Genomic DNA, 21540 nt, shown 5'->3' on the forward strand with positions numbered 1-21540 from the left:
GTTTCTGCATGCCCGCGACGGCAACCCCTGCCGCCCCTTCGATGATCCAGCGGTCGTGGGCTGCGACGTCGCGCATGGCTGCGCTGATCTCAGCCTCGCTGACCAGCACGGTGCGATGCAGCAACTGCTGGCACAGGGGGAAGGTGATGGCGCCGGGCTCGACGCCGCCGGCCGTGCCGTCCGACAGGGTATCGAGTTCTTGCATCTCGATGATCCGCCCCTCCTCCAACGAGCGCTGCAGGGTGGGTGCGTTGGCCGGCCAGCAGCCGATGACCTGCACCGAGGGTGCAAGCGCGCGCAATGCAGCGCCAATGCCCGAGATCAAGCCACCACCACCGACAGCGACGAAAACCGCGTCCAGGTCCGGCGCCTGCTCGAACAGCTCGATGCCGATGGTGCCCTGGCCAGCGATGATCTGCGCGTCGTTGTAGGGGGAGACGAAAGGCTTGCCCTGCAGCTTGGCCTGGCGAGCCGCCTCAAGCTCGACCGACAGCGGGTCATTGTCGAGTTCGATAACCTCGGCCCCCAGGCCACGCATGGCCCGGATCTTCAGCGGCGAGGCACTGCTGCTGACGTACACGGTGACCGGCACACCCAGCAACTGCCCGGCCAGTGCAAGGCCCTGCCCGTGATTGCCGGATGAGGCGGTGATCACGCCAGCCTGACGCTGCGCAGGGTCGAGCAGGCGCAGCTTGTTGCTGGCCCCGCGGAATTTGAAGGAACCGGTGTGCTGCAGGTGTTCGCACTTGAGATGGACATTGCAGCCGCTCTGACGGGAAAGCCCCGGGCTGTGGCTGAGCGGCGTGACCGCCACCTGGGGACGAAGGGCTTCATGGGCTTCGCGGATGGCGTGGGGCAGGGTGTCCAGGATGGTCATGGGGGCTCCTTGGGCGATGCGCAGGGGCAAACGCTACGATGTAGAATTAAATTCTACCGTAGACTATTTTTCCAGGCATTGAAAGCCTGTCGTTTCGTTTGTAACGCCAGCGCCCAACGCTGCGCAGCCCTTTTCGCGGGCAAGCCCGCTCCCACTGTTTTCTCTACTGGCTCAGGGATCGTGGAATACGGGTCAGCGGTGGCCTCAGCCTTCGCGCAACGCCTTCACATACTTGTATACCGTCGCCCGCCCCATCCCCAGCACGTTGGCCACGTAGTCATGGGCGCTCTTGCCGCGGAACGCGCCCTCCCCGTGCAGCGCCTCGACCAACTGCCGCTTCTGCTCGCGGTCCAGCCCGCCCAGGCTCAATCCACGCGCCTGCAACCAGGCATGCAGGAAGGTGTTGATGCGCTCCTGCCAGTCGTCGCGGAACAATGCCTGCGGTTGCGGCAACAGGCGGCTGGCCTGGAAGAACGCCTCCAGCGCATCGCGCGCCTGCTCGAGAATCGAAACGTTGAGGTTGATGCAGATCAGCGCCTCGGGCTGGCCGCTGGCGTCGCGCATCACGCTGCTGATCGAACGGATTTTCTGCCCGTTCCAGTTGAGCTTTTCATACGGCCCCAGGCGGGTGCTGTCATCGAGCTGGCTGGGCAGGTCGTCGAGCCCGGAATCATCGCCGAGCTGGCGCTTGGAAATGTTGTTGGCGATATGCACCACCGTCTGGCTGGCCAGGTCGTGCACCACCACTTCGGCATGCGGGAACAACAGGGCTGCGATGCCCTCGGCCATGGCGGCGTAGTTGCTGAAGCGGCTGGACGGCATGAACGGGTCCTGGAGGGTGGTCATGGATAGCCGAGCACTTCGCGAATAGTGCGCAGGTGCTGGATGATCCACTGCTTGTCGATCGCACCCCATTCACGGATGCGGTAGTGGCCAGCGTGGTTGCGCGCGCCGCTCTGCTGCTCGAATTCGCAGACGATATCCAAGTCGGCGAGGGCGGCGATGGTGTCCTGGGCAGTACGCCGCGGCATGCCGGTGGCTTCCATCAGCGCGGGCACGCTGGTGGCGGTCTGGCTATCGATCAGCCAGGCCACGTAGAGACGGCGATAGAAGCTGCTCTTGGTCTTGCTCACGTCCATGCTGGTGGGATCCTCATGCATTGCCTGGCAATTCGCGCCAGGTCAGGTAGACACGCAAGTCGAACTCCAGTTGATGGTAGTCCGGCTCCATGTGCTGGCACAGCTGGTAGAACGCCTTGTTGTGGTCGCGCTCACGCAGGTGTGCCAGCTCGTGCACCACGATCATGCGCAGAAACTGCGGCGCCGCGTCCTTGAACAACGAGGCGATGCGGATTTCCTTCTTGGCCTTGAGGTTGCCACCCTGCACCCGCGACACCGCCGTGTTCAGGCCCAGGGCCCGGTGGGTGAGGTCGAGGCGATTGTCGTAGAGCACCTTATCCAGCGGCGGGGCGCTGCGCAGGTACTGCTGACGCAGGTCCTGGGCATAGAGGTACAGCGCCTTGTCGCTCTGCACCTCGTGGCGCGCGGGGTAGCGCTGCTGCAGGTAACCGCCCAGGCGATCGCTGGCGATCATCTGGCGGACCTGTTCCTGCAGGTGCGGGGGGTAGGCTTGCAAGTAGCGTAGGGTGGTCATGGGGTGGGAGTTTACCGAATTGGTGAGGGCCTGTGGTTGGCAGGTCTGGCCCTTTCGCGGGCAAGCCCGCTCCTACAGGACGCAAAATTTGGCTAGGATGCTGTATTCGCCCCTGCTCGAAGCACTCACCATGCCCAAAGCCAGCAAGATCACCGACCCGTCCTATGAACTGATGGACGACCACGAAGGCCATTCGCTGATCTACCGCCAGCACGGTTTCCCGAGCCCGCTGGTGCGTTGGCACTTCCACAAGGAATACGAGCTGCACCTGATCGTCGCCAGCTCCGGCAAGGTGTTCATCGGCGACTACATCGGCAACTTCGCCCCGGGCACGCTGTTTCTCACAGGGCCGAACCTGCCACACAACTGGATCAGCCAGGTGGCCGCCGACGAGGTGGTCGACACCCGGGACATGCTGGTCAACTTTACCGACGAAGTCCTCGAGCAAGGCAGCCAGGTGTTCTCCGAGCTCAACCAGCTGACGCCACTGCTGGCCCGTGCCAGCTATGGCATCGAATTCCGCGACCCGCGCCTGATCGCCGAGAGCCAGCAACTGATGCAACGCATCTCGCAAAGTGCCGGCATGACGCGCCTGGGATACTTTTTTATCCTCATGGAACAGCTGGCTGCCTGCGAGGACTACCAGTTGCTGTCCACCGTCACCTCCTCGCAGCTGGCCGATGAACACAACGTCGACCGCATCAACCGCGCGGTGGACTACATCTTCCAGCACTACGCCCAGGACCTCACCCAGAACGAGGTTGCCGAGCACCTGGGCATGACCCCCACCTACTTCTCGCGCTTCTTCAAGCAGGCCGCCGGGCGTGGCTTCGTCGAGTTCGTCAATCGCCTGCGGATCAGCAAGTCCTGCGAGCTGCTGGCGCGCAGCGATCTGCCGGTGACCGAGGTGTGCTTCGAATCCGGCTTCAGCAACCTGTCCAACTTCAACCGGCGTTTCCAGCAGCTCAAGGGCATGACACCGTCGGGCTACCGCAGCCTGGTCACCCAGCGCCTGACCGAGCAGAACCTTTCCTGAAACGTTTGAGCAGTGCATCACACTGCAAATACCCCAGTGCAAAAAAGTATCGGCCCGCGTGCAGTCGAGGCTTTGTTGCGCTGGCGATGCAGGAGTGTAATCGGCAACCAGCGACACAAAAAAAACAATAGTGACTTCCGCGCCGCCCTGCGGTCCGGAAGAGGAGTTCAACGATGAACGACTCGATCAAGGCCTGCGTGGCCGTTGCCTGTCTGAGCCTGCCGGTGTTTGCCCAGGCTGCCGAAACCCTGACCATTGCCACCGTCAACAACAACGACATGATCCGCATGCAGCGGCTGTCCAAGGTGTTCGAGGAACAGCACCCGGACATCAAGCTCAAGTGGGTGGTGCTCGAAGAGAACGTCCTGCGCCAACGCCTGACCACCGATATCGCCACCCAAGGCGGGCAATTCGACGTGCTCACCATCGGCATGTACGAAGCCGCGCTGTGGGGCGCCAAGGGTTGGCTGGAGCCCATGAAGGACCTGCCTGCCGACTATCAGCTCGACGATGTCTTCCCTTCGGTGCGCGACGGCCTGTCGGTCAAGGGCACGCTCTACGCCCTGCCCTTCTATGCCGAAGCCTCGATCACCTACTACCGCAAGGACCTGTTCCAGCAGGCCGGGCTGCAGATGCCCGAGCAACCGACCTGGACCCAACTGGGCGAATTCGCCGCCAAGCTCAACAAACCCGAAGCCGGCCAGTACGGCATCTGCCTGCGCGGCAAGGCCGGCTGGGGTGAAAACATGGCGCTCATCGGCACCCTGGCCAATGCCTTCGGCGCCCGCTGGTTCAACGAGCAGTGGCAGCCGGAGTTCACCGGCAGCGAGTGGACCAAGGCGCTGAACTTCTACGTCGACACCATGAAGCAGTACGGCCCGCCCGGCGCCTCCAGCAATGGCTTCAACGAGAACCTGGCGCTATTCAACAGCGGCAAGTGCGCGATGTGGGTCGATGCCAGCGTCGCCGGCTCGTTCGTCACCGACAAGAGCCAGAGCAAGGTAGTCGACGATGTGGGCTTCACCTTCGCGCCGAAGGAAGTCACCGACAAGGGCGCGACCTGGCTGTATTCCTGGGCGCTGGCGATCCCTACCAGCTCCAAGTCCAAGGACGCCGCCAGGACCTTCAGCACCTGGGCCACCTCCCAAGCCTACGGCCAACTGGTCGCCGACAAGGAAGGCGTGGCCAACGTGCCGCCAGGCACCCGCGCCTCCACCTACAGCGAGGCCTACCTGCAGGCCGCACCGTTCGCCAAGGTCACGCTGGAGTCGCTGAAGAAGGTCGATCCCAACCACCCGACCCTCAAGCCTGTGCCCTACGTGGGTATCCAGCTGGTGACCATCCCTGAGTTCCAGGCCATCGGCACCCAGGTCGGCAAGCTGTTCTCCGCCGCCCTGACCGGCCAGATGAAGCCTGAACAGGCGTTGGCCGCCGCCCAGTCGTCCACCGAACGCGAGATGAAACGCGCCGGCTACCCCAAGTAGACCGTCCCTGATCGCCAGCACGCCGCCCTCGGTGTGCCGGCGGCCGGCTGCTCGCCCCTTTCTGCCGTACACGGAGTCGTCATGAACACCTCGGCCCTCGACACCCCGACCCACGCCCCCGCGCGCCCCGGCAAACGCCGCGTCGGCCCCGGCTGGTTCCTGGTCAGCCCTTCGGTGGCGCTGCTGCTGTTATGGATGATCGTGCCCCTGGGCATGACCCTGTATTTCTCGCTGATCCGCTACAACCTGCTGTATCCCGGCGAGAACGACTTCGTCGGCCTGGAGAACTTCAGCTTCTTCGTCACCGACGCCGGCTTCCTGCCCGGCGCCCTGAATACCCTGACCCTGGTCGGCAGCGTGCTGGCGATCAGCGTGGTGTTCGGCGTGCTCATCTCTGCATTGCTGGAGGCTGGTGAGTTCTGGGGCCGCGGCGTGGTGCGCGTGCTGCTGATCTCGCCGTTCTTCATCATGCCCACGGTCAGCGCGCTGCTGTGGAAGAACCTGATATTCCACCCGGTGTCCGGGATCCTCGCGGCGGTCTGGCGCCTGTTCGGCGCGCAGCCGGTGGACTGGCTGGCGCACTATCCGCTCTTGTCGATCATCCTGATCGTGTCGTGGCAATGGCTGCCGTTCGCCATCCTGATCCTGATGACCGCCATGCAGTCGCTGGACCAGGAACAGAAGGAGGCCGCACGCCTGGACGGCGCCGGCCCCCTGGCAATCTTCTGGCACCTCACCCTGCCGCACCTGGCGCGGCCGATCGCCGTGGTGGTGATGATCGAGACCATCTTCCTGCTGTCGGTGTTCGCCGAGATCTTCACCACCACCAGCGGCGGGCCGGGCTACGAGTCCACCAACCTCGCCTACCTGATCTACAACCAGGCATTGCTGCAGTTCGACGTCGGCATGGCGTCGGCCGGTGGCCTGATCGCCGTGCTGATCGCCAACATCGCCGCCATCGTGCTGGTGCGCATGATCGGCAAGAACCTCACCGAGCGCAGCTGAGGAGCCCGCCATGCTGACACTCAAGCAAACCCGCCGCCTGCGCGATGCGCTGATCGGCCTGCTGTGCTGGGGCATTGCCCTGGCGATCTTCTTCCCGATCTTCTGGATGCTGCTGACCAGCTTCAAGACCGAGCTCGACGCCTTCGCCACGCCGCCGCAGTTCATCTTCCACCCGACGCTGGAGAACTACCTGCACATCAACGAGCGCAGCGACTACTTCGCCTACGCCTGGAACTCGGTGCTGATCTCGTTCTCCGCAACCCTGCTGTGCATGCTGATCGCAGTGCCTGCGGCCTACTCGATGGCGTTCTTCGAAACCCGCCACACCAAGCGCACGCTGCTGTGGATGCTGTCGACCAAGATGCTGCCGCCGGTGGGGGTGCTGATGCCGATCTATCTGCTGGCCAAGCAGTTCGCCCTGCTCGATTCACGGCTGTCGCTGATCATCGTCTACACCCTGATCAACCTGCCGATCGTGGTGTGGATGGTGTACACCTACTTCAAGGACATCCCCGTCGACATCCTCGAAGCGGCGCGCCTGGACGGCGCCGGCACCTGGCAGGAAATCTTGCGCGTGCTGCTGCCGATCGCCCGTGGCGGCCTCGCCTCGACCGTGCTGCTGTCGCTGATCCTGTGTTGGAACGAGGCGTTCTGGTCGCTCAACCTGACCTCTTCGGCCGCCGCACCGCTGACCGCGCTGGTGGCCTCCTACTCAAGCCCCGAAGGCCTGTTCTGGGCCAAGCTCTCGGCCGTCTCGACCCTGGCCTGCGCACCGATCCTGATCTTTGGCTGGATCAGCCAGAAGCAGCTGGTGCGCGGGCTGTCGTTCGGAGCGGTGAAATGAATACCCCCAACTACACCATTTCTGTAGGAGCGGGCTTGCCCGCGAAGCAAACACTGCGATGCATGGCACCGGCTATGCCGGTGTTCGCGGGCGAGCCCGCTCCTACAGGATTCTGCAAAACCTCATTTTTTCCTGGCCACTGCACAGGTAACTCGACATGGCTGACCTGAAGATCCGCAACCTGCAAAAAGGCTTTGATGGCCACGCCATCATCAAGGGCATCGACCTGGACGTGCACGACCGTGAATTCGTGGTGTTCGTCGGGCCATCCGGCTGTGGCAAGTCGACCTTGCTGCGCCTGATCGCTGGCCTCGAAGAGGTCAGCAGCGGCAGCATCACCCTCGATGGCGTCGACATCACCGACACCGCTCCGGCCAAGCGCAACCTGGCCATGGTGTTCCAGACCTACGCCCTGTATCCGCACATGACCGTGCGCAAGAACCTGTCGTTCGCCCTGGACCTGGCGGGCGTGGCCAAGGCCGAGGTCGCCAGCAAGGTCGACAACGCCGCGCGCATTCTCGAGCTGCAACCGATGCTCGAGCGCAAGCCGCGCCAGCTCTCCGGTGGCCAACGCCAGCGGGTGGCGATCGGCCGGGCAATCGTGCGCAACCCGAAGATCTTCCTGTTCGACGAGCCGCTGTCCAACCTCGACGCCGCCCTGCGCGTGCAGATGCGCCTGGAGCTCTCGCGCCTGCACAAGGAACTGGCCGCGACCATGATCTACGTGACCCACGACCAGGTAGAGGCGATGACCCTGGCCGACAAGGTGGTGGTGCTCAACGCCGGTCGCATCGAGCAGGTCGGCTCGCCGCTGGAGCTGTACCACCATCCGGCCAACCTGTTCGTCGCAGGCTTCCTCGGTACGCCGAAGATGGGCTTCCTGCGCGGGCACCTGAGCCGCAGCCAGGGCAACCAGTGCGAGGTCGCCCTCGAGTGCGGCGCCCGTATCGCCCTGCCGCTATGCGCAGGCGAACTGGCCACCGGCAGCCAGATCACCCTGGGCATTCGCCCGGAGCACCTGAGCATCAGCCGCAGCGGTCACGGCGAGCATGGCTCGCTGCAGGTCACCGCCGATGTCAGCGAACGCCTGGGCAGCGACAGCTACTGCCACGTGCGTAGCGCCTCCGGCGAGATGCTCACCGTGCGGGTCCGCGGCGACTTCGCGCCTGAGTACGGCGAGCAACTGGAACTGAGCTTCGATCCGGCGCACTGCCATCTGTTCGACAGCACCGGCAAGGCCCTGGACAAACGACTGCAACAGGCGGCCTGAGCCGTCTTCAAGGATTTTTCGATGAAACTCAACCAGCGCAATCTCGACAAGCTGGCGACCGCGGTCGCACGCCCCGCCTATGACCCGGCGCAACTGCGCCAGGGCATCGTGCACATTGGTGTCGGCGGCTTCCATCGTGCCCACCAGGCCGCCTATACCGACGCCCTGATGAACCGCGGCGAAGCCCTCGACTGGGCGATCTGCGGCGCCGGCCTGCGCAGCGAAGACCGCGCCATGCGCGACGCCCTGGCTGGCCAGGACCACCTCTACACCCTGTTCGAGCTGGGCGAAAACCCCGACACCGAGGTGCGTGTAATCGGTGCCATCAGCGGCATGCTGCTGGCAGAAAGCGACAGCCAGGCATTGCTCGACAAACTTGCCGACCCGGCCATCCGCATCGTCTCGCTGACCATCACCGAGGGCGGCTACTGCATCGCCGACAGCACGGGCGAGTTCCTCGAGAACCTGCCGATGATCCAGCACGACCTGGCCAGGCCTGACCAGCCGCACAGCGTATTCGGCTTTCTCTGCGAGGCCCTGCGCCGTCGCCGCGAGGCCGGCACCCCGGCGTTCACGGTGATGTCCTGCGACAACCTTCCACACAACGGCGACGTAGCGCGCAAGGCACTGCTGGCCTTCGCCCACCTGCTCAACCACGACCTGGCCCAGTGGATCGCCCAGCACGTCAGCTTCCCCAATGCCATGGTCGACCGCATCACGCCCATGACCAGCGACGAACACCGCCGCCAACTGGCCGAGCGCTATGGCGTCGAAGACGCCTGGCCAGTGGTCTGCGAGCCGTTCCTGCAGTGGGTGCTGGAAGACAAGTTCGTCAGCGGTCGCCCGGCCTGGGAGAAGGTCGGCGTGCAGTTCACCGACGACGTCACGCCCTATGAAGAGATGAAGATCAAGCTGCTCAACGGCAGCCACCTGGCGTTGACCTACCTGGGCTTCCTGCAGGGTTATCGCTTCGTCCACGAGACCCTCGCCGACGACCTGCTGCGCCGCTACATGCGCACCTTCATGGACCAGGACGTCACCCCGCAACTGGCACCGGTGCCGGGCATCGACCTGACGCACTACAAGGACAGCCTCACCGAGCGCTTCTCCAACCGTGCCATCGCCGACCAGCTGGAGCGGGTGTGCTCGGACGGCTCTTCGAAATTCCCCAAGTTCATCGTGCCCACCGCCAACCGCCTGATCGCCGACGGCAAGCCACTGGAGCGCGTGGCGCTGGTAGTCGCAGCCTGGGCGCTGTACCTGGGCGGCAAGGATGAAAAAGGCAATGTCTACAGCATTCCCGATCCGCGCGCGGCACAGTGCCAGGCCCGTGTCGTCCAGCGCGAAGGGCTGGCTGCCCGGGTGCTGGGCGACGAGGCGATCTTCGGCACGGCGATCCCCAACTCGCGGGCCTTCGTCGAGGCCTTCGAGCGCCTGTACGACAGCTTGCGTGAAGTCGGCGTGAGTGAAACCCTGCGCCGGGTACTGGGCGACTGAGACGGAGCACGGCGATATGGACGGACTGTTCCTCGGCATCGACTGCGGCACCCAGGGCACCAAGGCCCTGGTGCTCGACGCAGGCAGCGGCCGTGTACTGGGGCTGGGCAGCGCGGCACATGCGGCGCCGCAGGGCGACCACGGTCGCCGCGAACAGGATCCGGCAGACTGGCAGCAGGCGCTGCGCACGGCGGTAGCCAATGCCCTGGCCGACGCAGGAGTCAGCGGCCATGCCATCCGCGCACTGGCCGTGTCTGGCCAGCAACACGGCCTGGTGATGCTCGACGACCAGGGCCGAGTGCTGCGCCCGGCCAAGCTCTGGTGCGATACCGAGACCACCGCGGAAAACGACGAATTGCTGGCCGCCCTCGGCGGCGCCGCAGGCTCGCTGGAGCGCCTGGGGCTAGTGGTCGCGCCGGGCTATACGCTGTCAAAGCTGCTGTGGAGCCAGCGCCATCACCCCGAGCTGTTCGCCCGCGCCGCACACCTGCTGCTGCCTCACGACTACCTCAACCATTGGCTCACCGGCCGTGCCTGCAGCGAACCTGGCGACGCCTCGGGCACCGGCTACTACGATGTGCGCAATCGCACCTGGGCCGCCGATGTGCTGGCGCTGATCGAGCCCGGCAAGCGCCTGCTGGCGGCACTGCCCGAGCTGGTAGAACCTGGCGACTGCATCGCCACCCTGCAGCCCTCGGCAGCCCGGGCGCTGGGCCTGGATACCGGCGCCTGGGTGGCCAGCGGTGGGGGCGACAACATGCTCGGCGCCATCGGCACCGGCAACATCCATCCCGGCATGATCACCCTCAGCCTGGGCACCTCCGGCACCCTTGCGGCACACCTAGACGAGCCACACGTCAGCCCCCACGGTGAAGTCGCGACCTTCTGCGGCTCATCCGGCGGATGGCTGCCGCTGATCTGCACCATGAACCTCACCAGCGCCTGCGCCCTGGTGCAAGACCTGTTGCAGCTTGACCTGTCGGCGTTCAGCGAACTCGCCGCACAAGCCCCCGTCGGTGCCGAAGGCCTGTTGCTGCTGCCATTCTTCAATGGCGAACGCGTGCCGGCACTGCCCGAGGCCAGCGCCAGTCTGCACGGCATGACCAGCAGCAACCTGACCCGCGCCAACCTCTGCCGGGCGGTGCTCGAAGGCACCTGCTTCAGCCTGCGCTACGGGCTCGACCTGTTGCGCGCCAGTGGCCTGCAGGGGCAGGAGATCCGCCTGGTCGGCGGCGCGGCGAAAAGCCCACTGTGGCGCCAGACGCTCGCCGACCTGCTCGGCCTGCTGGTGGTGTGCCCGCGCCAGACCGAAGCCGCCGCCCTGGGCGCTGCCATCCAGGCCGCCTGGAGCCTGGGCCGAAAGCTCGGCGAAGGAGATTGCCTGCAGGCCCTGTGCCAGCGCTGCGTCGAACTCGACGAAAGCACCCGCACCACACCCCGGCCCGCACAGCAGGCGGCCTACGAAACAGCCTATCAACGTTATCTTTCGCATCTGCCTGCGCACTGATCGCAGGTATCCTGCCCGCTTACTTCGTTTCGGAGAATTTCATGTACCTGGTCTGTGGCGAAGCCCTGTTCGATGTGTTCAGCCTGGATGACAGCCCGCGCAGCAGCGAGCTGGGCTTCAAGGCGATTGCCGGCGGTTCGCCGTTCAACGTCGCGGTCGGCCTGCGCCGGCTAGGCGTGGATTCGGCGTTGTTCGGCGGGCTGTCCAGCGACTACCTGGGCACACGCCTGCGTCGGGTGCTGGAAGAGGAAAAGGTCGATTGCAGTTACCTGGTGACCAGCGATGCACCGACCACCCTGGCCATGGTCGGGCTGGATGCCAACGGCTCGGCGCAGTACCAGTTCCGCGGCGAAGGCTGCGCCGACCGGCAGGTGCGCCTCGAACACCTACCGGCGCTCGATGACCAGGTGCGCGGCCTGCACGTGGGGTCCTACACCCTGGTGGTCACGCCAGTGGCGGATACACTACTGGCGCTGGTGCAGCGCGAAAGCGCACACCGGCTGATCAGCCTCGACCCCAACGTCCGCCTCAACCCGCAGCCCGACGTGGCGTTGTGGCGACGCCAGGTGCAAGCCTTCGCGGCCCACGCCCACCTGATCAAGGCCAGCGAGGAAGACCTCGCGCTGCTCTATCCGGATCGCACGCCGTCCGAGGTGGCCCGTGGCTGGCTGAACGACCGCTGCCGACTGGTGTTCGTCACCCACGGTGCAGACGGCGCCAGCGTACATTGCGCGCACGGCTCATGGACACAACCTGCGGATGCCTCGCTGGCAGTGAAAGACACGGTAGGCGCTGGCGATACCTTCCAGGCGGCGGTGCTGAGCTGTCTGGCCAAGCTGAACGCGGACAGTCCACAGGCACTAGCGGCGCTGACGCGCGAAGCGATCGACGGCATCCTCGAATTCGCTATTCGAGCGGCGGCCATCACCTGCTCGCGGGTGGGGCCGGATTTGCCGTTTGCCCGGGAGCTTTAGCGTTACACGGTGAGCCGGACCAGATCAGTCCACCAGGTAAACGTGGTGGGTGAGTCAGTGCTGCGCACGCGGTGTTACCTGGGGGTTTTTCATTTTTCGCCGTTGCTCAGCCTTGGACGTGTAACTGCTCCAACCCGTTGGATTGCTGACCCACGGCGCAGACACCTCATGACCGTTTTTGTAGAAGTGGAGTCGTGCTTCAAGCTGTGCCCACTGCCTAAATGCATAGCGAAGCTCGCTGGAGGTGTATGACTGCCCGTGGGTCATTGATTTGTTGATCACTGCGGCCTCGTCGATACCATCGAGGATGAAATGAACATGATGATCCGCCCTTCTCGCGGTTATCGACAGCCCAATCTTGCTCCCGCGCTTCCATAACAACTGCGGGCCTAGGTCCCCCTCCAGCCACTCATGGAACTGGGTTTTCCCGGGCTGCCCTTTGACCTCGGAATAAATTTTGTCGATATCGAACTTAGTGTTGAAGAGACCGGCTGATACATACCGGTTCCATAACGGGTAGTCAGGAAAGGTTTCCTTGACCTGGGCAAACAGGGATGCATTCGCCCTGACGAACTTGATCACTTCGGTACGGGGCGCTGTTTCGGTCAAACCTGAGCGTGCAAGCGCGTTCTTCATGATGACTCTAGCGATTGCCTGATTGTAGTGATCGATCGTCAGCGCTGACTGGGAGTAATCGATTCCTACATGATTAAAATAGCCCTCGCGCCACTCGCCCAGCCCATACACTAGGTCACCCCGTGCTGGCTGGAGATTGTCGCTGAAGGTAGCAAGCCCCGCAGAGTCCTCAAGCGAGACCGGATTGTTCTGGGTCATGCGGAAGGTGTTGATACCGTCGACGATGCCTGCGGGGTCGGGCGTCAGCCAGCGCCCAACCCAGGGTTGATGATAGCGATACCCGTAGTAATAAAGTCCTGTCGCATCACGCTCCCGCCCCGAATAGCGAACCGTCTTGTACTCCACGTCGATACGATGACGCCCCGCCAGAATCGCCGTCCCGCCAAAGGGGTAGTACTCCTCGAAGCTGATGACACTGCCTTCGCCATCGAGCTCCAGCCCGACGCTGCCGATCAGGCTGTCATAGCCAAAACGCACCTGGTCGTTATCGAACCCCTCCGGTTTGCCCGACTCCCAACGCAACGCCCGCACCTGGGCACGCCCAGCCTCGCCCAGCACCACCGTGTGCAGACTCTCCTGCACGACGCCGTCGGCCATGGTGATACGCAGCTCAAGCCCCGGCAGATACAGCGTGCGCAGCACCTTCAGTGATCCACCTTGCTGCTGATGACTCACCTTGAGCACACGCTGCCTGCCAGCGTCGTAGCGATAGCTTTCCTGAGTACCGCCTGCAACCCGGCGCAACTCGCCGCGTGCCGTCCACTCAAGCGGCTGTCCCGGCAGCAGCACACGCTGCTCGCCCCCTGCGGTGAACAGCGCTTCGACCTCGTCCGGATTGCTGGCCAACGTACTCGACACGCCGCGATTACTGCACTGGCTGACGGTGATTGCAGTGACGTAGTTGTTGTTCGTGGCCGGCGCACTATGACGGACATGCGTGAGATTGCCCGCGCTGTCGTAGGTATAAGTCCGGGTGTAGGGGGTATAGGCCGAATCATCCACCGGCAGCGGCACCAGCACGCCTGGCAGATGATTGCCCTGCTGCCCGGCATTGGCCATCTCACGACCGCTGGCGAAGACCAGTTGATACAGGCTGTCGTAGCGGTACTCGCTTTGCGCGCTGATCTTCTGGTTGCGCCAGAAGCGCGTCGGCTCGGCGTCGTTGGCCAGCCCGACGACGTTGCCGACAGGGTCATAGCGATAGTGCAGGTCCTGCAATCGCTGGCCTTCGCTGGTCTGGCGAGTGGTCCGCACGGCCGCCAGGCGCAGGGTCGTCGGTTCGTAGGTGTACACAGTGACGATGCCGTTGCCATGCACCTCGTGCTGCTTGCGTCCACCCGCCGAGTAACTCACCGACCTGACGATCTCACGCTCTGGCGCGCCTTTGAGCATCAGCCAGTTGGCCGCCAGGGCGCCTGCCACATTGTAGGCGCTGCGCTGCCGATGGCCTGCGCAGTCCAGCGCGGTGAGGCCCTTGCCTGTGGCGTCTACCTGAGTGCGAGTCGTGTAGCGTTGATTCTCCAACAGTGCGTCCCAGGCCTCCGTGGCCTCACCTTGCCAGTCGACATGCACAGTACCGTCGTCGCCACCCTTCAACAGCTTGCGCTGTACACAGAGGGCTGCGCCGCCGAGTGCGCTGGCGAGGATGGAAACGCGCCCGGCTGGATCGTAATGGGCAATCCGAGTGCCGGCCAGGTTGCGGGCTTTCTCATGCGCCTCATTGCCGCCGTACAACACACGCTCACTGGTACGAGGGATATCGCCAGCAACCTGCTCGCTAACCCCCAACAGACGCCCAGGCATATTGACCGGTTCGTAGCGCAGGGTCCGGGTCACGGCTTCGGCGAAGCTGTCCTGCCCATCCAACGCCCTGCCAATACGGCTCACCGAGAACAAGTCGCGCCTGGCCGCGTCTTTCAAATCGAGGCTCACCCCCGCATCGACGCTTTGCGTGCGTATGACCTGGCCTGTCAGGTCGTGCCCATGGACGAAGTTGGCAACACCTGCGTCATGCAACCGTGGATCAGTGATCTGTGCCAATCGCCCTGCCGGACTGAAAACCTGTCGCGTGATACGCGTATCGGCGTCCAATGGCGACGCACGGTGATACTCGACCTCACGCACCGATTGGCGCCGATTGTCGAGTACCTTGATCGAGGGGGTCTGCTGGAACAGTGCGCTGCTCACCACCTTTTTACCTGCCATTCATGGCTGGGGAGGCAACAGTCGCCCACAACGACCGGAACAGACAACTGGCAGATTTATCAGGTCAGGGAGGCAGGCGATCCAGCCTGCGCCCACGGATACACCGCCGGAAAACCACGCGCATCCCCTGCCGTCATTGGCCGCGCAACCAGGAAGCCCTGCACATAGGCGCAGCCGCTGTCGCGCAGCCACTGCGCCTGGGCGTCTGTTTCCACGCCCTCGGCGATCACCGTGATGCCATAGTCGGCGCACAGCGCGATGACACTGCGCACCAGCGCCGTATCGACCTTCGAATCGGGCAGGCGGGCGACCAGGTGGCGGTCGAGCTTCAGGGTATCGATCGGAAGGTCGCGCAGCATGCGCAGCGAGCAATCCCCTGCGCCGAAGTCATCCAGCGCCACGCGCACGCCCAGCTCGCGCAAACGCGTCACCTGCTTGGCCGCCGCGTCGATGTCGTACATCAACGAGGTTTCCGCCACCTCCACTTCCAGTTGCGCAGGCTCCAGGCCATGCTCCTGGATCGCCCGCCGCAATTCATCGACCAGGTTCGGCTGGGTGAACTGCGCGCGGCTCAGGCTGATACCCAGCACTACATCGTCGGCGAACACCTGACGCCACTCGTGACGCTGGGCCGCGCCCTTGCTGTAGATCCAGCTCGCCAGCCGATGGATAAGACGCGCCTCCTCCAGCAACGGAATGAACAGCCCCGGCGGCACATCGCCGACACTGGGGTGCTGCCAGCGCAGCAGCGCCTCGAAGCCACGCAGGCGTCCGTCGGCGAACCCCACCTGTGGCTGGTAGACCAAGGTGAAGTCCTTGTGCTCGATGGCGGTGCGCACACTATCCTCGAGCATCAGCCGCGAACGCGCGCGGCCGTTGAGCTCCTGATCATAGAAGCGATACTGCTGGCGCCCGGCGCGCTTGGCGGCATACATCGCCGCATCGCCAGCGCGCAGCAGGCCTTCGACGGTGGCGCCGCAATCGGGGTAGGTGGCGATGCCGATACTGACGCCAAGCATGACATCCTGGCCGTCCACCTGCGGACAGCTGGACATGCGCTCGATCAGGGTCTCGGCGTACCGGCCTGCGTGCTCCGCGTAGGGCAAGCCATCGAACAACGCCGTGAACTCATCGCCGCCCATGCGCCCGAGCAGCGCCTGGCTGCCCAGGCAGTCCTTGAGTTGTTCGGCGACCCAGCGCAAGACCTGGTCGCCCGCCTCGTGGCCCAGTGAATCGTTGATGCGCTTGAAACCATCCAGATCCATGTACATCAAGGCCTGGACCTTGCCGGATCGTTCGTTGCGCAGCAATGCACCTTCTGCCGTCTGGTAGAAACCGCGGCGGTTGAGCAGGCCGGTCAGCGGGTCGGTCACCGCCTGGTGTTCCAGTTGCTGGTGCAGGCTGCGCACCACCGACATGTCCAGTACGGTCACCACCATGGCCTTCTGTTCAGCGGGCAACGGCGCGCACGACAGCGCCACCGGAACCAGCGGCCCCTCGGGCGGACGCAACTGGGCATCGTGCACGCGGAAGATCTGCCGCCCAAGGTAAGCCTGGTAGAAGTCCGAGTCGCGCCACAACGCGGCGCTGGGCAGTTGGATCAGGTCCAGGAGATGGGCGCCCTGCAGTTTGTCCACCGGCACCTGCAGCAGACGCGAGATGGCGGGGTTGGCAAAGCTGATATCGCCCGCCTCGTCAACCACCAGGATACCCTCGGCGGCGTTCTCCAGAATCGAGGCATTGAATGCACGGGCCGACTCCAGTTCACGGCTCAGTCGCTGCAGCATGCGGCGGTTGCGCTGCTGTTCGAGCAAGGCCTGCACCTTGGGCTTGAGGATCTGCGGATCGAAGGGCTTGAACAGGTAGTCCACTGCACCACTGGCATAGCCCTTGAGCACGGCAGCTTCGGACTGTTCATTGGCGGTAAGGAAGATGATCGGGGTCAGGCGTGTGCGTTGGCTGCCGCGCATCAGGCGGGCGACCTCGAAGCCATCCATCTCGGGCATCTGTACATCGAGCAGGACCAGGTCCACCTCGTGTTCCAACAAGGTGCTCAGGGCTTCCATCCCTGAGCTTGCGGTGAGTACTTGCCAATCCTGCCGGGCTAGCAAGGCCCGCATGCTGATCAGGTTTTCCGGGTAGTCATCGACCACCAGCAGTACTGAGCTGCCTTCCGGTGCCGCGGGTTGAGCTCCATCCATGCCGCTTCTCTTGTCCGACCGACTTCGTCTTGTAATTGGATCCGATTCTCTACTCTAGACGCGACTTTGCAGGACGCAATGCAATCAGTTCGCTATCAATGGATAAAGTGAAAATAGCCGACTAATGGTCAGAGCGCCTTGGCTTTTGCATATGTCCCACCGTCCGGCCATAAAAAAACCCGCATTTCTGCGGGTTTCTGCCAGGCCATCAGCGGATCAGTTGACCTTTGCGGCCAGCTCGCCCTTGGCGTAACGCAGGTACATCTCATCCAGCGAAACCGGCTTGATCTTCGACGCGTTGCCAGCGGTACCGAAGGCTTCGTAACGCGCGATGCAGATGTCACGCATGGCTTCGACGGTCTTGGCGAAGTACTTGCGCGGGTCGAACTCGGACTTGTTCTGCTCCAGGAAGCGACGAATCGCGCCCGTGGACGCCAGACGCAGGTCGGTGTCGATGTTGACCTTGCGCACGCCGTGCTTGATGCCTTCGACGATCTCTTCGACCGGCACGCCGTAGGTCTCTTTGATGTCGCCGCCGAACTCGTTGATGATCGCCAGCCAGTCCTGCGGAACCGACGAGGAACCGTGCATCACCAGGTGAGTGTTGGGGATACGCTGGTGGATCGCCTTGATGCGGTCGATCGCCAGGATGTCGCCGGTAGGCGGCTTGGTGAACTTGTAGGCGCCGTGGCTGGTGCCGATGGCGATGGCCAGGGCATCGACCTGGGTCTTCTTGACGAAGTCGGCAGCCTCTTCCGGATCGGTCAGCATCTGGCTGTGGTCCAGGATGCCTTCGGCGCCGACGCCGTCTTCTTCACCGGCCTGGCCGGTTTCCAGGCTGCCCAGGCAGCCCAGCTCGCCTTCCACCGATACACCGCAGGCGTGGGCGAATGCCACGGTCTGCTGGGTGACGCGCACGTTGTATTCGTAGTCGGACGGGGTCTTGCCGTCCTCACGCAGCGAGCCGTCCATCATTACCGAGCTGAAGCCCAGCTGGATCGAACGCTGGCACACGTCAGGGCTGGTGCCGTGGTCCTGGTGCATGCACACCGGGATGTGCGGGAATTCTTCGATCGCCGCCAGGATCAGGTGACGCAGGAAGGGAGCACCGGCGTACTTGCGGGCACCGGCGGAGGCCTGGACGATGACCGGAGAGTCGGTCTTGTCGGCGGCTTCCATGATGGCGCGCATCTGCTCGAGGTTGTTGACGTTGAAAGCTGGAACGCCGTAGCCGAACTCGGCGGCGTGGTCCAGCATCTGGCGCATGCTAATGAGTGCCATTGTGTATCTCTCTCCCGACAAGCGTCGTTGTTTCGTGCAAGCCTGCCGCAGGGGCGGTTGCTGTTCAAGTAGTTGTGGACCACCGTCGCGGTCCGGCCAATCACGGTGCCTTGCAGCCCCGCCCAATCAGATCGTTGGTCGCTTCCCAGTACACCAGGCCTTCATTACCCTTGGTGTGGAAGGCAAGCACGCCATCGCTGTACAGCGCGCCCGAGGCGCCGGGCTCGGCCTTGAGCCGGTAGACCTGGTCAGCGCCGCCGAGGCGGACATCGACCGACTGCTGCGCGGCATCGGCGAAGCGCCACAGCACTTCGGCCTGGCTGTCGCAGACCCAGCGGGTCCAGTTGTCCGTCGCGGCAGGTTGCGACGGTTGCAGCAGGGAGCAGCCTGCCAGGGTCGCCAGGGCCAGTACGGCCAGCAGCGCTTTCATTGAGTATCCTCGCTTCGAAGTCGGTGGTGCGGCTTGCCCGCGAAGGCCGCACCGCCGCTCCTCTGTTCAAGACCACAAAACAGCCCATCGGTTGCCCGCTGTCCGATCAAGGGCAGCCGGGCGCCTTGCGCTGGTGTTCTTCGTCGTACTTCTCCAGCCCGTCCGGCCCCAGGCGCTTGTTGATCACCGGCACCGTCTCCGCCTGCCACTGCGACTGGTAACAGCCGCCCTTTGGCTCGCCAGCGGGCTCGCTTTGCGGGGCGCCGCCACTGGAGCAGGCACCCAGCAACAAGGCCACGATCATCACAGGCAATTGCTTGACCATCAGGTCGCTCCCTTTGCCAGGCGCCGTCACTATCAGGCCTTGGCCCGTTCTTCCAGGATTGCCACGGCAGGCAGGACCTTGCCCTCGACGAATTCGAGGAACGCACCGCCACCGGTAGAAATGTAGGAGATATCAGCCCCGACGCCATACTTGTCGATGGCCGCCAGGGTGTCGCCACCACCCGCGATGGAGAACGCGGCGCTTTCGGCGATGGCCTTGGCCAGCACTTTAGTGCCGTTGCCGAACTGGTCGAACTCGAATACACCGACCGGACCGTTCCACAGGATGGTCTTCGACGACTTCAGCAGCTCGCCGAAGTTGGCGGCGGTCTGCGGGCCGATATCCAGGATCATGTCGTCGGCGGCCACGTCAGCGATAGCCTTGACGGTGGCTTCGGCGCTCTCGGCGAACTCCTTGGCAACGACCACATCGACCGGCAGCGGTACGCTGACCTTGGCGGCAATGGCCTTGGCGGTCTCGACCAGGTCAGGCTCGTACAGCGACTTGCCGACCGGGTGACCGGCCGCAGCGAGGAAGGTATTGGCGATGCCGCCGCCGACGATCAGCTGGTCGCAGACGGTCGACAGGCTGTTGAGCACGTCGAGCTTGGTCGAGACCTTGGAGCCGGCAACGATGGCCGCCATGGGTTTGGCCGGCGCCTTCAGGGCCTTGCCCAGGGCGTCCAGCTCGGCCGCCAGCAGCGGGCCAGCAGCGGCGACCTTGGCGAACTTGGCTACACCGTGGGTGGAACCCTCGGCGCGGTGGGCGGTGCCGAAGGCGTCCATGACGAAAACGTCGCACAGGGCGGCGTACTTCTGCGCCAGCTCGTCGGCGTTCTTCTTCTCGCCCTTGTTGAAGCGTACGTTTTCGAACAGCACCACCTCACCGGCCTTGACCTCGACGCCGTCGAGATAGTCGGCGACCAACGGCACCGCACGGCCCAGGGCCTTGCTCAGGTAGTCGGCGACCGGCTTGAGGCTGTTTTCCTGGGAGAACTCGCCCTCGGTCGGGCGGCCCAGGTGCGAGCAGACCATCAACGCAGCACCCTTTTCCAGGGCCAGCTTGATGGTCGGCAGCGCAGCCAGGATACGCGCATCGCTCGTTACCACACCGTCCTTCACAGGCACGTTGAGGTCTTCGCGGATCAGTACGCGCTTACCTTGCAAGTCGAGGTCGGTCATCTTCAACACGGTCATGAATGCAGTCCTTCAGGGCTGTTTGCTGCGGGTTTGGTGGACGACGTGCAGATAATGTTCGGCAACGTCGAGCATACGGTTGGCGAACCCCCATTCGTTGTCGAACCAGGCCAGCAGGTTCACCAGGCGGGGGCCGGAGACGCGGGTCTGGCTGGCATCGACGATGGCCGAATGCGGGTCATGGTTGAAATCACAGCTGGCATGGGGCAGTTCGGTGTAGGCCAGCAGGCCTTTGAGCGGGCCGTCCAGCGCCGCCTCGCGCAGCACCCGGTTGACCTCGGCAGCCGTAGTGTCACGGGCAGTCTGCAGGGTGATGTCCAGGCACGAGACGTTGACGGTCGGCACGCGTACCGCTTTGGCCTGGATTCGCCCGGCAAGTTCCGGCAACAGGCGCTCGATGCCGCGCGCCAGACCAGTGGACACCGGGATCACCGACTGGAACGCCGAACGGGTACGGCGCAGGTCTTCGTGGTGGTAGGCGTCGATCACCGGCTGGTCGTTCATCGCCGAGTGGATGGTGGTGATCTGCACGTACTCGATGCCGAAAGCCTGGTCCAGCACGCGCAGCAGCGGCACGCCGCAGTTGGTGGTGCAGGACGCGTTCGAGACCAGCAGTTCGTCGCCGGTCAGGCGATGCTGGTTGATACCGTAGACCACCGTCGCATCGATATCTGCCTCGCTGGCCATCGGCTGCGAGAACAGCACGCGCGGCGCACCGGCGTCGAGAAAACGCTGGCCATCGGCGCGGGTGTTGTAGGCACCGGAGCATTCCAGCACCAGGTCGATGCCCAAGGCGGCCCAGTCGATGCCTTCAGGGGTGGCACTGCGCATGACTTTCACGCAGTCGCCATTGATATGCAGACAGTCGCCGTCAACGCTCACCTCGCCGGGGAACCGCCCGTGGGTGGAGTCGAAGCGCGTCAGGTACTCCAGGCTGGCCTGGTCGGCCAGGTCATTCAACGCAACGATCTCGAAACCGGCCTTCGCCCCCCGCTCGAACAGTGCGCGCAGGACACAGCGGCCGATGCGGCCGTAACCGTTGAGTGCAACTTTGTAGGGACGAGGGTGGGACATTCAGCGCTCACGAAACAGATCGATTGTCGTCAGTCTGCAGGATTT

19 protein-coding genes are annotated in these 21540 nt (G+C 64.0%); 8 read left to right on the forward strand and 11 right to left on the reverse strand.

Features of this window, described 5'->3' with window-relative positions:
* The 4 genes from APH44_RS27415 to APH44_RS27430 all read right to left on the reverse strand — a co-directional run.
* A partial coding sequence (locus APH44_RS27415) for a threonine/serine dehydratase (RefSeq protein WP_054895457.1) occupies positions 1 to 877 on the reverse strand: 877 nt, incomplete at its 3' end.
* A gap of 204 nt (positions 878 to 1081) precedes the next feature.
* Positions 1082 to 1723 (reverse strand): transcriptional regulator, encoded by a 642-nt coding sequence (locus tag APH44_RS27420; protein WP_054895458.1) that lies wholly within the window; start codon positions 1721 to 1723, stop codon positions 1082 to 1084.
* Positions 1720 to 2016, reverse strand: coding sequence for a helix-turn-helix domain-containing protein (locus APH44_RS27425; RefSeq protein ID WP_054895459.1), 297 nt, complete (start codon positions 2014 to 2016; stop codon positions 1720 to 1722). The genes APH44_RS27420 and APH44_RS27425 overlap by 4 nt, the downstream gene beginning before the upstream one ends.
* A 13-nt stretch (positions 2017 to 2029) precedes the next feature.
* Entirely contained in the window at positions 2030 to 2530 is a 501-nt protein-coding gene (locus tag APH44_RS27430) for a M48 family metallopeptidase (RefSeq protein ID WP_054895460.1), read from the reverse strand.
* A gap of 130 nt (positions 2531 to 2660) precedes the next feature.
* Here APH44_RS27430 and APH44_RS27435 point away from each other — a divergent pair, with 130 nt between their 5' ends.
* The 8 genes from APH44_RS27435 (at position 2661) to APH44_RS27470 (ending at position 12147) form a co-directional block, all read left to right on the forward strand.
* Positions 2661 to 3566 carry an AraC family transcriptional regulator gene (locus APH44_RS27435; RefSeq protein ID WP_054895474.1) on the forward strand — a complete coding sequence of 302 codons (906 nt, stop codon included), beginning with the start codon at positions 2661 to 2663 and terminating at the stop codon, positions 3564 to 3566.
* A 173-nt stretch (positions 3567 to 3739) separates the two neighbouring features.
* Entirely contained in the window at positions 3740 to 5050 is a 1311-nt protein-coding gene (locus tag APH44_RS27440; protein WP_054895461.1) for a sugar ABC transporter substrate-binding protein, read from the forward strand.
* Positions 5051 to 5131: 81 nt separating this feature from the next.
* Positions 5132 to 6055 (forward strand): carbohydrate ABC transporter permease, encoded by a 924-nt coding sequence (locus tag APH44_RS27445; protein WP_054895462.1) that lies wholly within the window; start codon positions 5132 to 5134, stop codon positions 6053 to 6055.
* 10 nt (positions 6056 to 6065) lie between these two features.
* Positions 6066 to 6899: a carbohydrate ABC transporter permease gene (locus APH44_RS27450; protein ID WP_054895463.1), complete on the forward strand. Its 834-nt coding sequence runs from the start codon at positions 6066 to 6068 to the stop codon at positions 6897 to 6899.
* 157 nt (positions 6900 to 7056) lie between these two features.
* Complete coding sequence (locus tag APH44_RS27455) at positions 7057 to 8169, forward strand: ABC transporter ATP-binding protein (protein ID WP_054895464.1); 1113 nt, start codon at positions 7057 to 7059, stop codon at positions 8167 to 8169.
* A gap of 21 nt (positions 8170 to 8190) precedes the next feature.
* A complete protein-coding gene (locus APH44_RS27460; RefSeq protein WP_054895465.1) occupies positions 8191 to 9666 on the forward strand; it encodes a mannitol dehydrogenase family protein in 1476 nt (491 codons plus the stop codon).
* A gap of 16 nt (positions 9667 to 9682) precedes the next feature.
* Positions 9683 to 11173: a xylulokinase gene (gene xylB, locus APH44_RS27465; RefSeq protein ID WP_054895466.1), complete on the forward strand. Its 1491-nt coding sequence runs from the start codon at positions 9683 to 9685 to the stop codon at positions 11171 to 11173.
* A 41-nt stretch (positions 11174 to 11214) separates the two neighbouring features.
* On the forward strand, positions 11215 to 12147 hold the full coding sequence (locus APH44_RS27470; RefSeq protein WP_054895467.1) for a carbohydrate kinase: 933 nt from the start codon (positions 11215 to 11217) through the stop codon (positions 12145 to 12147).
* Positions 12148 to 12201: 54 nt separating this feature from the next.
* On the opposite strand, the gene APH44_RS27475 is transcribed toward APH44_RS27470, so the two are convergent.
* The 7 genes from APH44_RS27475 to epd form a co-directional block, all read right to left on the reverse strand.
* The gene (locus APH44_RS27475; protein ID WP_054895468.1) at positions 12202 to 14970 is read right to left on the reverse strand and encodes an RHS repeat-associated core domain-containing protein; all 2769 of its coding nucleotides are present in this window, start codon (positions 14968 to 14970) and stop codon (positions 12202 to 12204) included.
* A 77-nt stretch (positions 14971 to 15047) separates the two neighbouring features.
* Positions 15048 to 17189: a bifunctional diguanylate cyclase/phosphodiesterase gene (locus APH44_RS27480; RefSeq protein ID WP_054895469.1), complete on the reverse strand. Its 2142-nt coding sequence runs from the start codon at positions 17187 to 17189 to the stop codon at positions 15048 to 15050.
* 216 nt (positions 17190 to 17405) lie between these two features.
* Complete coding sequence (fba, locus tag APH44_RS27485) at positions 17406 to 18470, reverse strand: class II fructose-bisphosphate aldolase (protein WP_009399343.1); 1065 nt, start codon at positions 18468 to 18470, stop codon at positions 17406 to 17408.
* A 100-nt stretch (positions 18471 to 18570) separates the two neighbouring features.
* Positions 18571 to 18900: an MliC family protein gene (locus tag APH44_RS27490; RefSeq protein WP_054895470.1), complete on the reverse strand. Its 330-nt coding sequence runs from the start codon at positions 18898 to 18900 to the stop codon at positions 18571 to 18573.
* Positions 18901 to 19006: 106 nt separating this feature from the next.
* Positions 19007 to 19258 carry a hypothetical protein gene (locus APH44_RS27495; protein WP_371105668.1) on the reverse strand — a complete coding sequence of 84 codons (252 nt, stop codon included), beginning with the start codon at positions 19256 to 19258 and terminating at the stop codon, positions 19007 to 19009.
* Positions 19258 to 20421 (reverse strand): phosphoglycerate kinase, encoded by a 1164-nt coding sequence (locus APH44_RS27500; RefSeq protein ID WP_054895472.1) that lies wholly within the window; start codon positions 20419 to 20421, stop codon positions 19258 to 19260. The genes APH44_RS27495 and APH44_RS27500 overlap by 1 nt, the downstream gene beginning before the upstream one ends.
* A gap of 12 nt (positions 20422 to 20433) precedes the next feature.
* Entirely contained in the window at positions 20434 to 21495 is a 1062-nt protein-coding gene (epd, locus tag APH44_RS27505) for an erythrose-4-phosphate dehydrogenase (RefSeq protein WP_054895473.1), read from the reverse strand.
* Positions 21496 to 21540: the final 45 nt, after the last annotated feature.

Origin of the sequence: Pseudomonas sp. NBRC 111143 (assembly GCF_001320965.1) — a bacterium.
Taxonomy (GTDB): Bacteria; Pseudomonadota; Gammaproteobacteria; order Pseudomonadales; family Pseudomonadaceae; genus Aquipseudomonas; species Aquipseudomonas machongensis.

Bases quoted from the DNA above. Each gene is read 5' to 3' on its own strand.
- xylB (WP_054895466.1), top strand. From the start codon at position 9,683: ATGGACGGACTGTTCCTCGGCATCGACTGCGGCACCCAGGGCACCAAG.
- APH44_RS27455 (WP_054895464.1), top strand. From the start codon at position 7,057: ATGGCTGACCTGAAGATCCGCAACCTGCAAAAAGGCTTTGATGGCCAC.
- APH44_RS27425 (WP_054895459.1), bottom strand. From the start codon at position 2,016: ATGGACGTGAGCAAGACCAAGAGCAGCTTCTATCGCCGTCTCTACGTG.
- APH44_RS27450 (WP_054895463.1), top strand. From the start codon at position 6,066: ATGCTGACACTCAAGCAAACCCGCCGCCTGCGCGATGCGCTGATCGGC.
- APH44_RS27445 (WP_054895462.1), top strand. From the start codon at position 5,132: ATGAACACCTCGGCCCTCGACACCCCGACCCACGCCCCCGCGCGCCCC.
- APH44_RS27440 (WP_054895461.1), top strand. From the start codon at position 3,740: ATGAACGACTCGATCAAGGCCTGCGTGGCCGTTGCCTGTCTGAGCCTG.
- APH44_RS27435 (WP_054895474.1), top strand. From the start codon at position 2,661: ATGCCCAAAGCCAGCAAGATCACCGACCCGTCCTATGAACTGATGGAC.
- APH44_RS27470 (WP_054895467.1), top strand. From the start codon at position 11,215: ATGTACCTGGTCTGTGGCGAAGCCCTGTTCGATGTGTTCAGCCTGGAT.
- APH44_RS27430 (WP_054895460.1), bottom strand. From the start codon at position 2,530: ATGACCACCCTACGCTACTTGCAAGCCTACCCCCCGCACCTGCAGGAA.
- APH44_RS27490 (WP_054895470.1), bottom strand. From the start codon at position 18,900: ATGAAAGCGCTGCTGGCCGTACTGGCCCTGGCGACCCTGGCAGGCTGC.
- APH44_RS27480 (WP_054895469.1), bottom strand. From the start codon at position 17,189: ATGGATGGAGCTCAACCCGCGGCACCGGAAGGCAGCTCAGTACTGCTG.
- epd (WP_054895473.1), bottom strand. From the start codon at position 21,495: ATGTCCCACCCTCGTCCCTACAAAGTTGCACTCAACGGTTACGGCCGC.
- fba (WP_009399343.1), bottom strand. From the start codon at position 18,470: ATGGCACTCATTAGCATGCGCCAGATGCTGGACCACGCCGCCGAGTTC.
- APH44_RS27460 (WP_054895465.1), top strand. From the start codon at position 8,191: ATGAAACTCAACCAGCGCAATCTCGACAAGCTGGCGACCGCGGTCGCA.
- APH44_RS27500 (WP_054895472.1), bottom strand. From the start codon at position 20,421: ATGACCGTGTTGAAGATGACCGACCTCGACTTGCAAGGTAAGCGCGTA.
- APH44_RS27420 (WP_054895458.1), bottom strand. From the start codon at position 1,723: ATGACCACCCTCCAGGACCCGTTCATGCCGTCCAGCCGCTTCAGCAAC.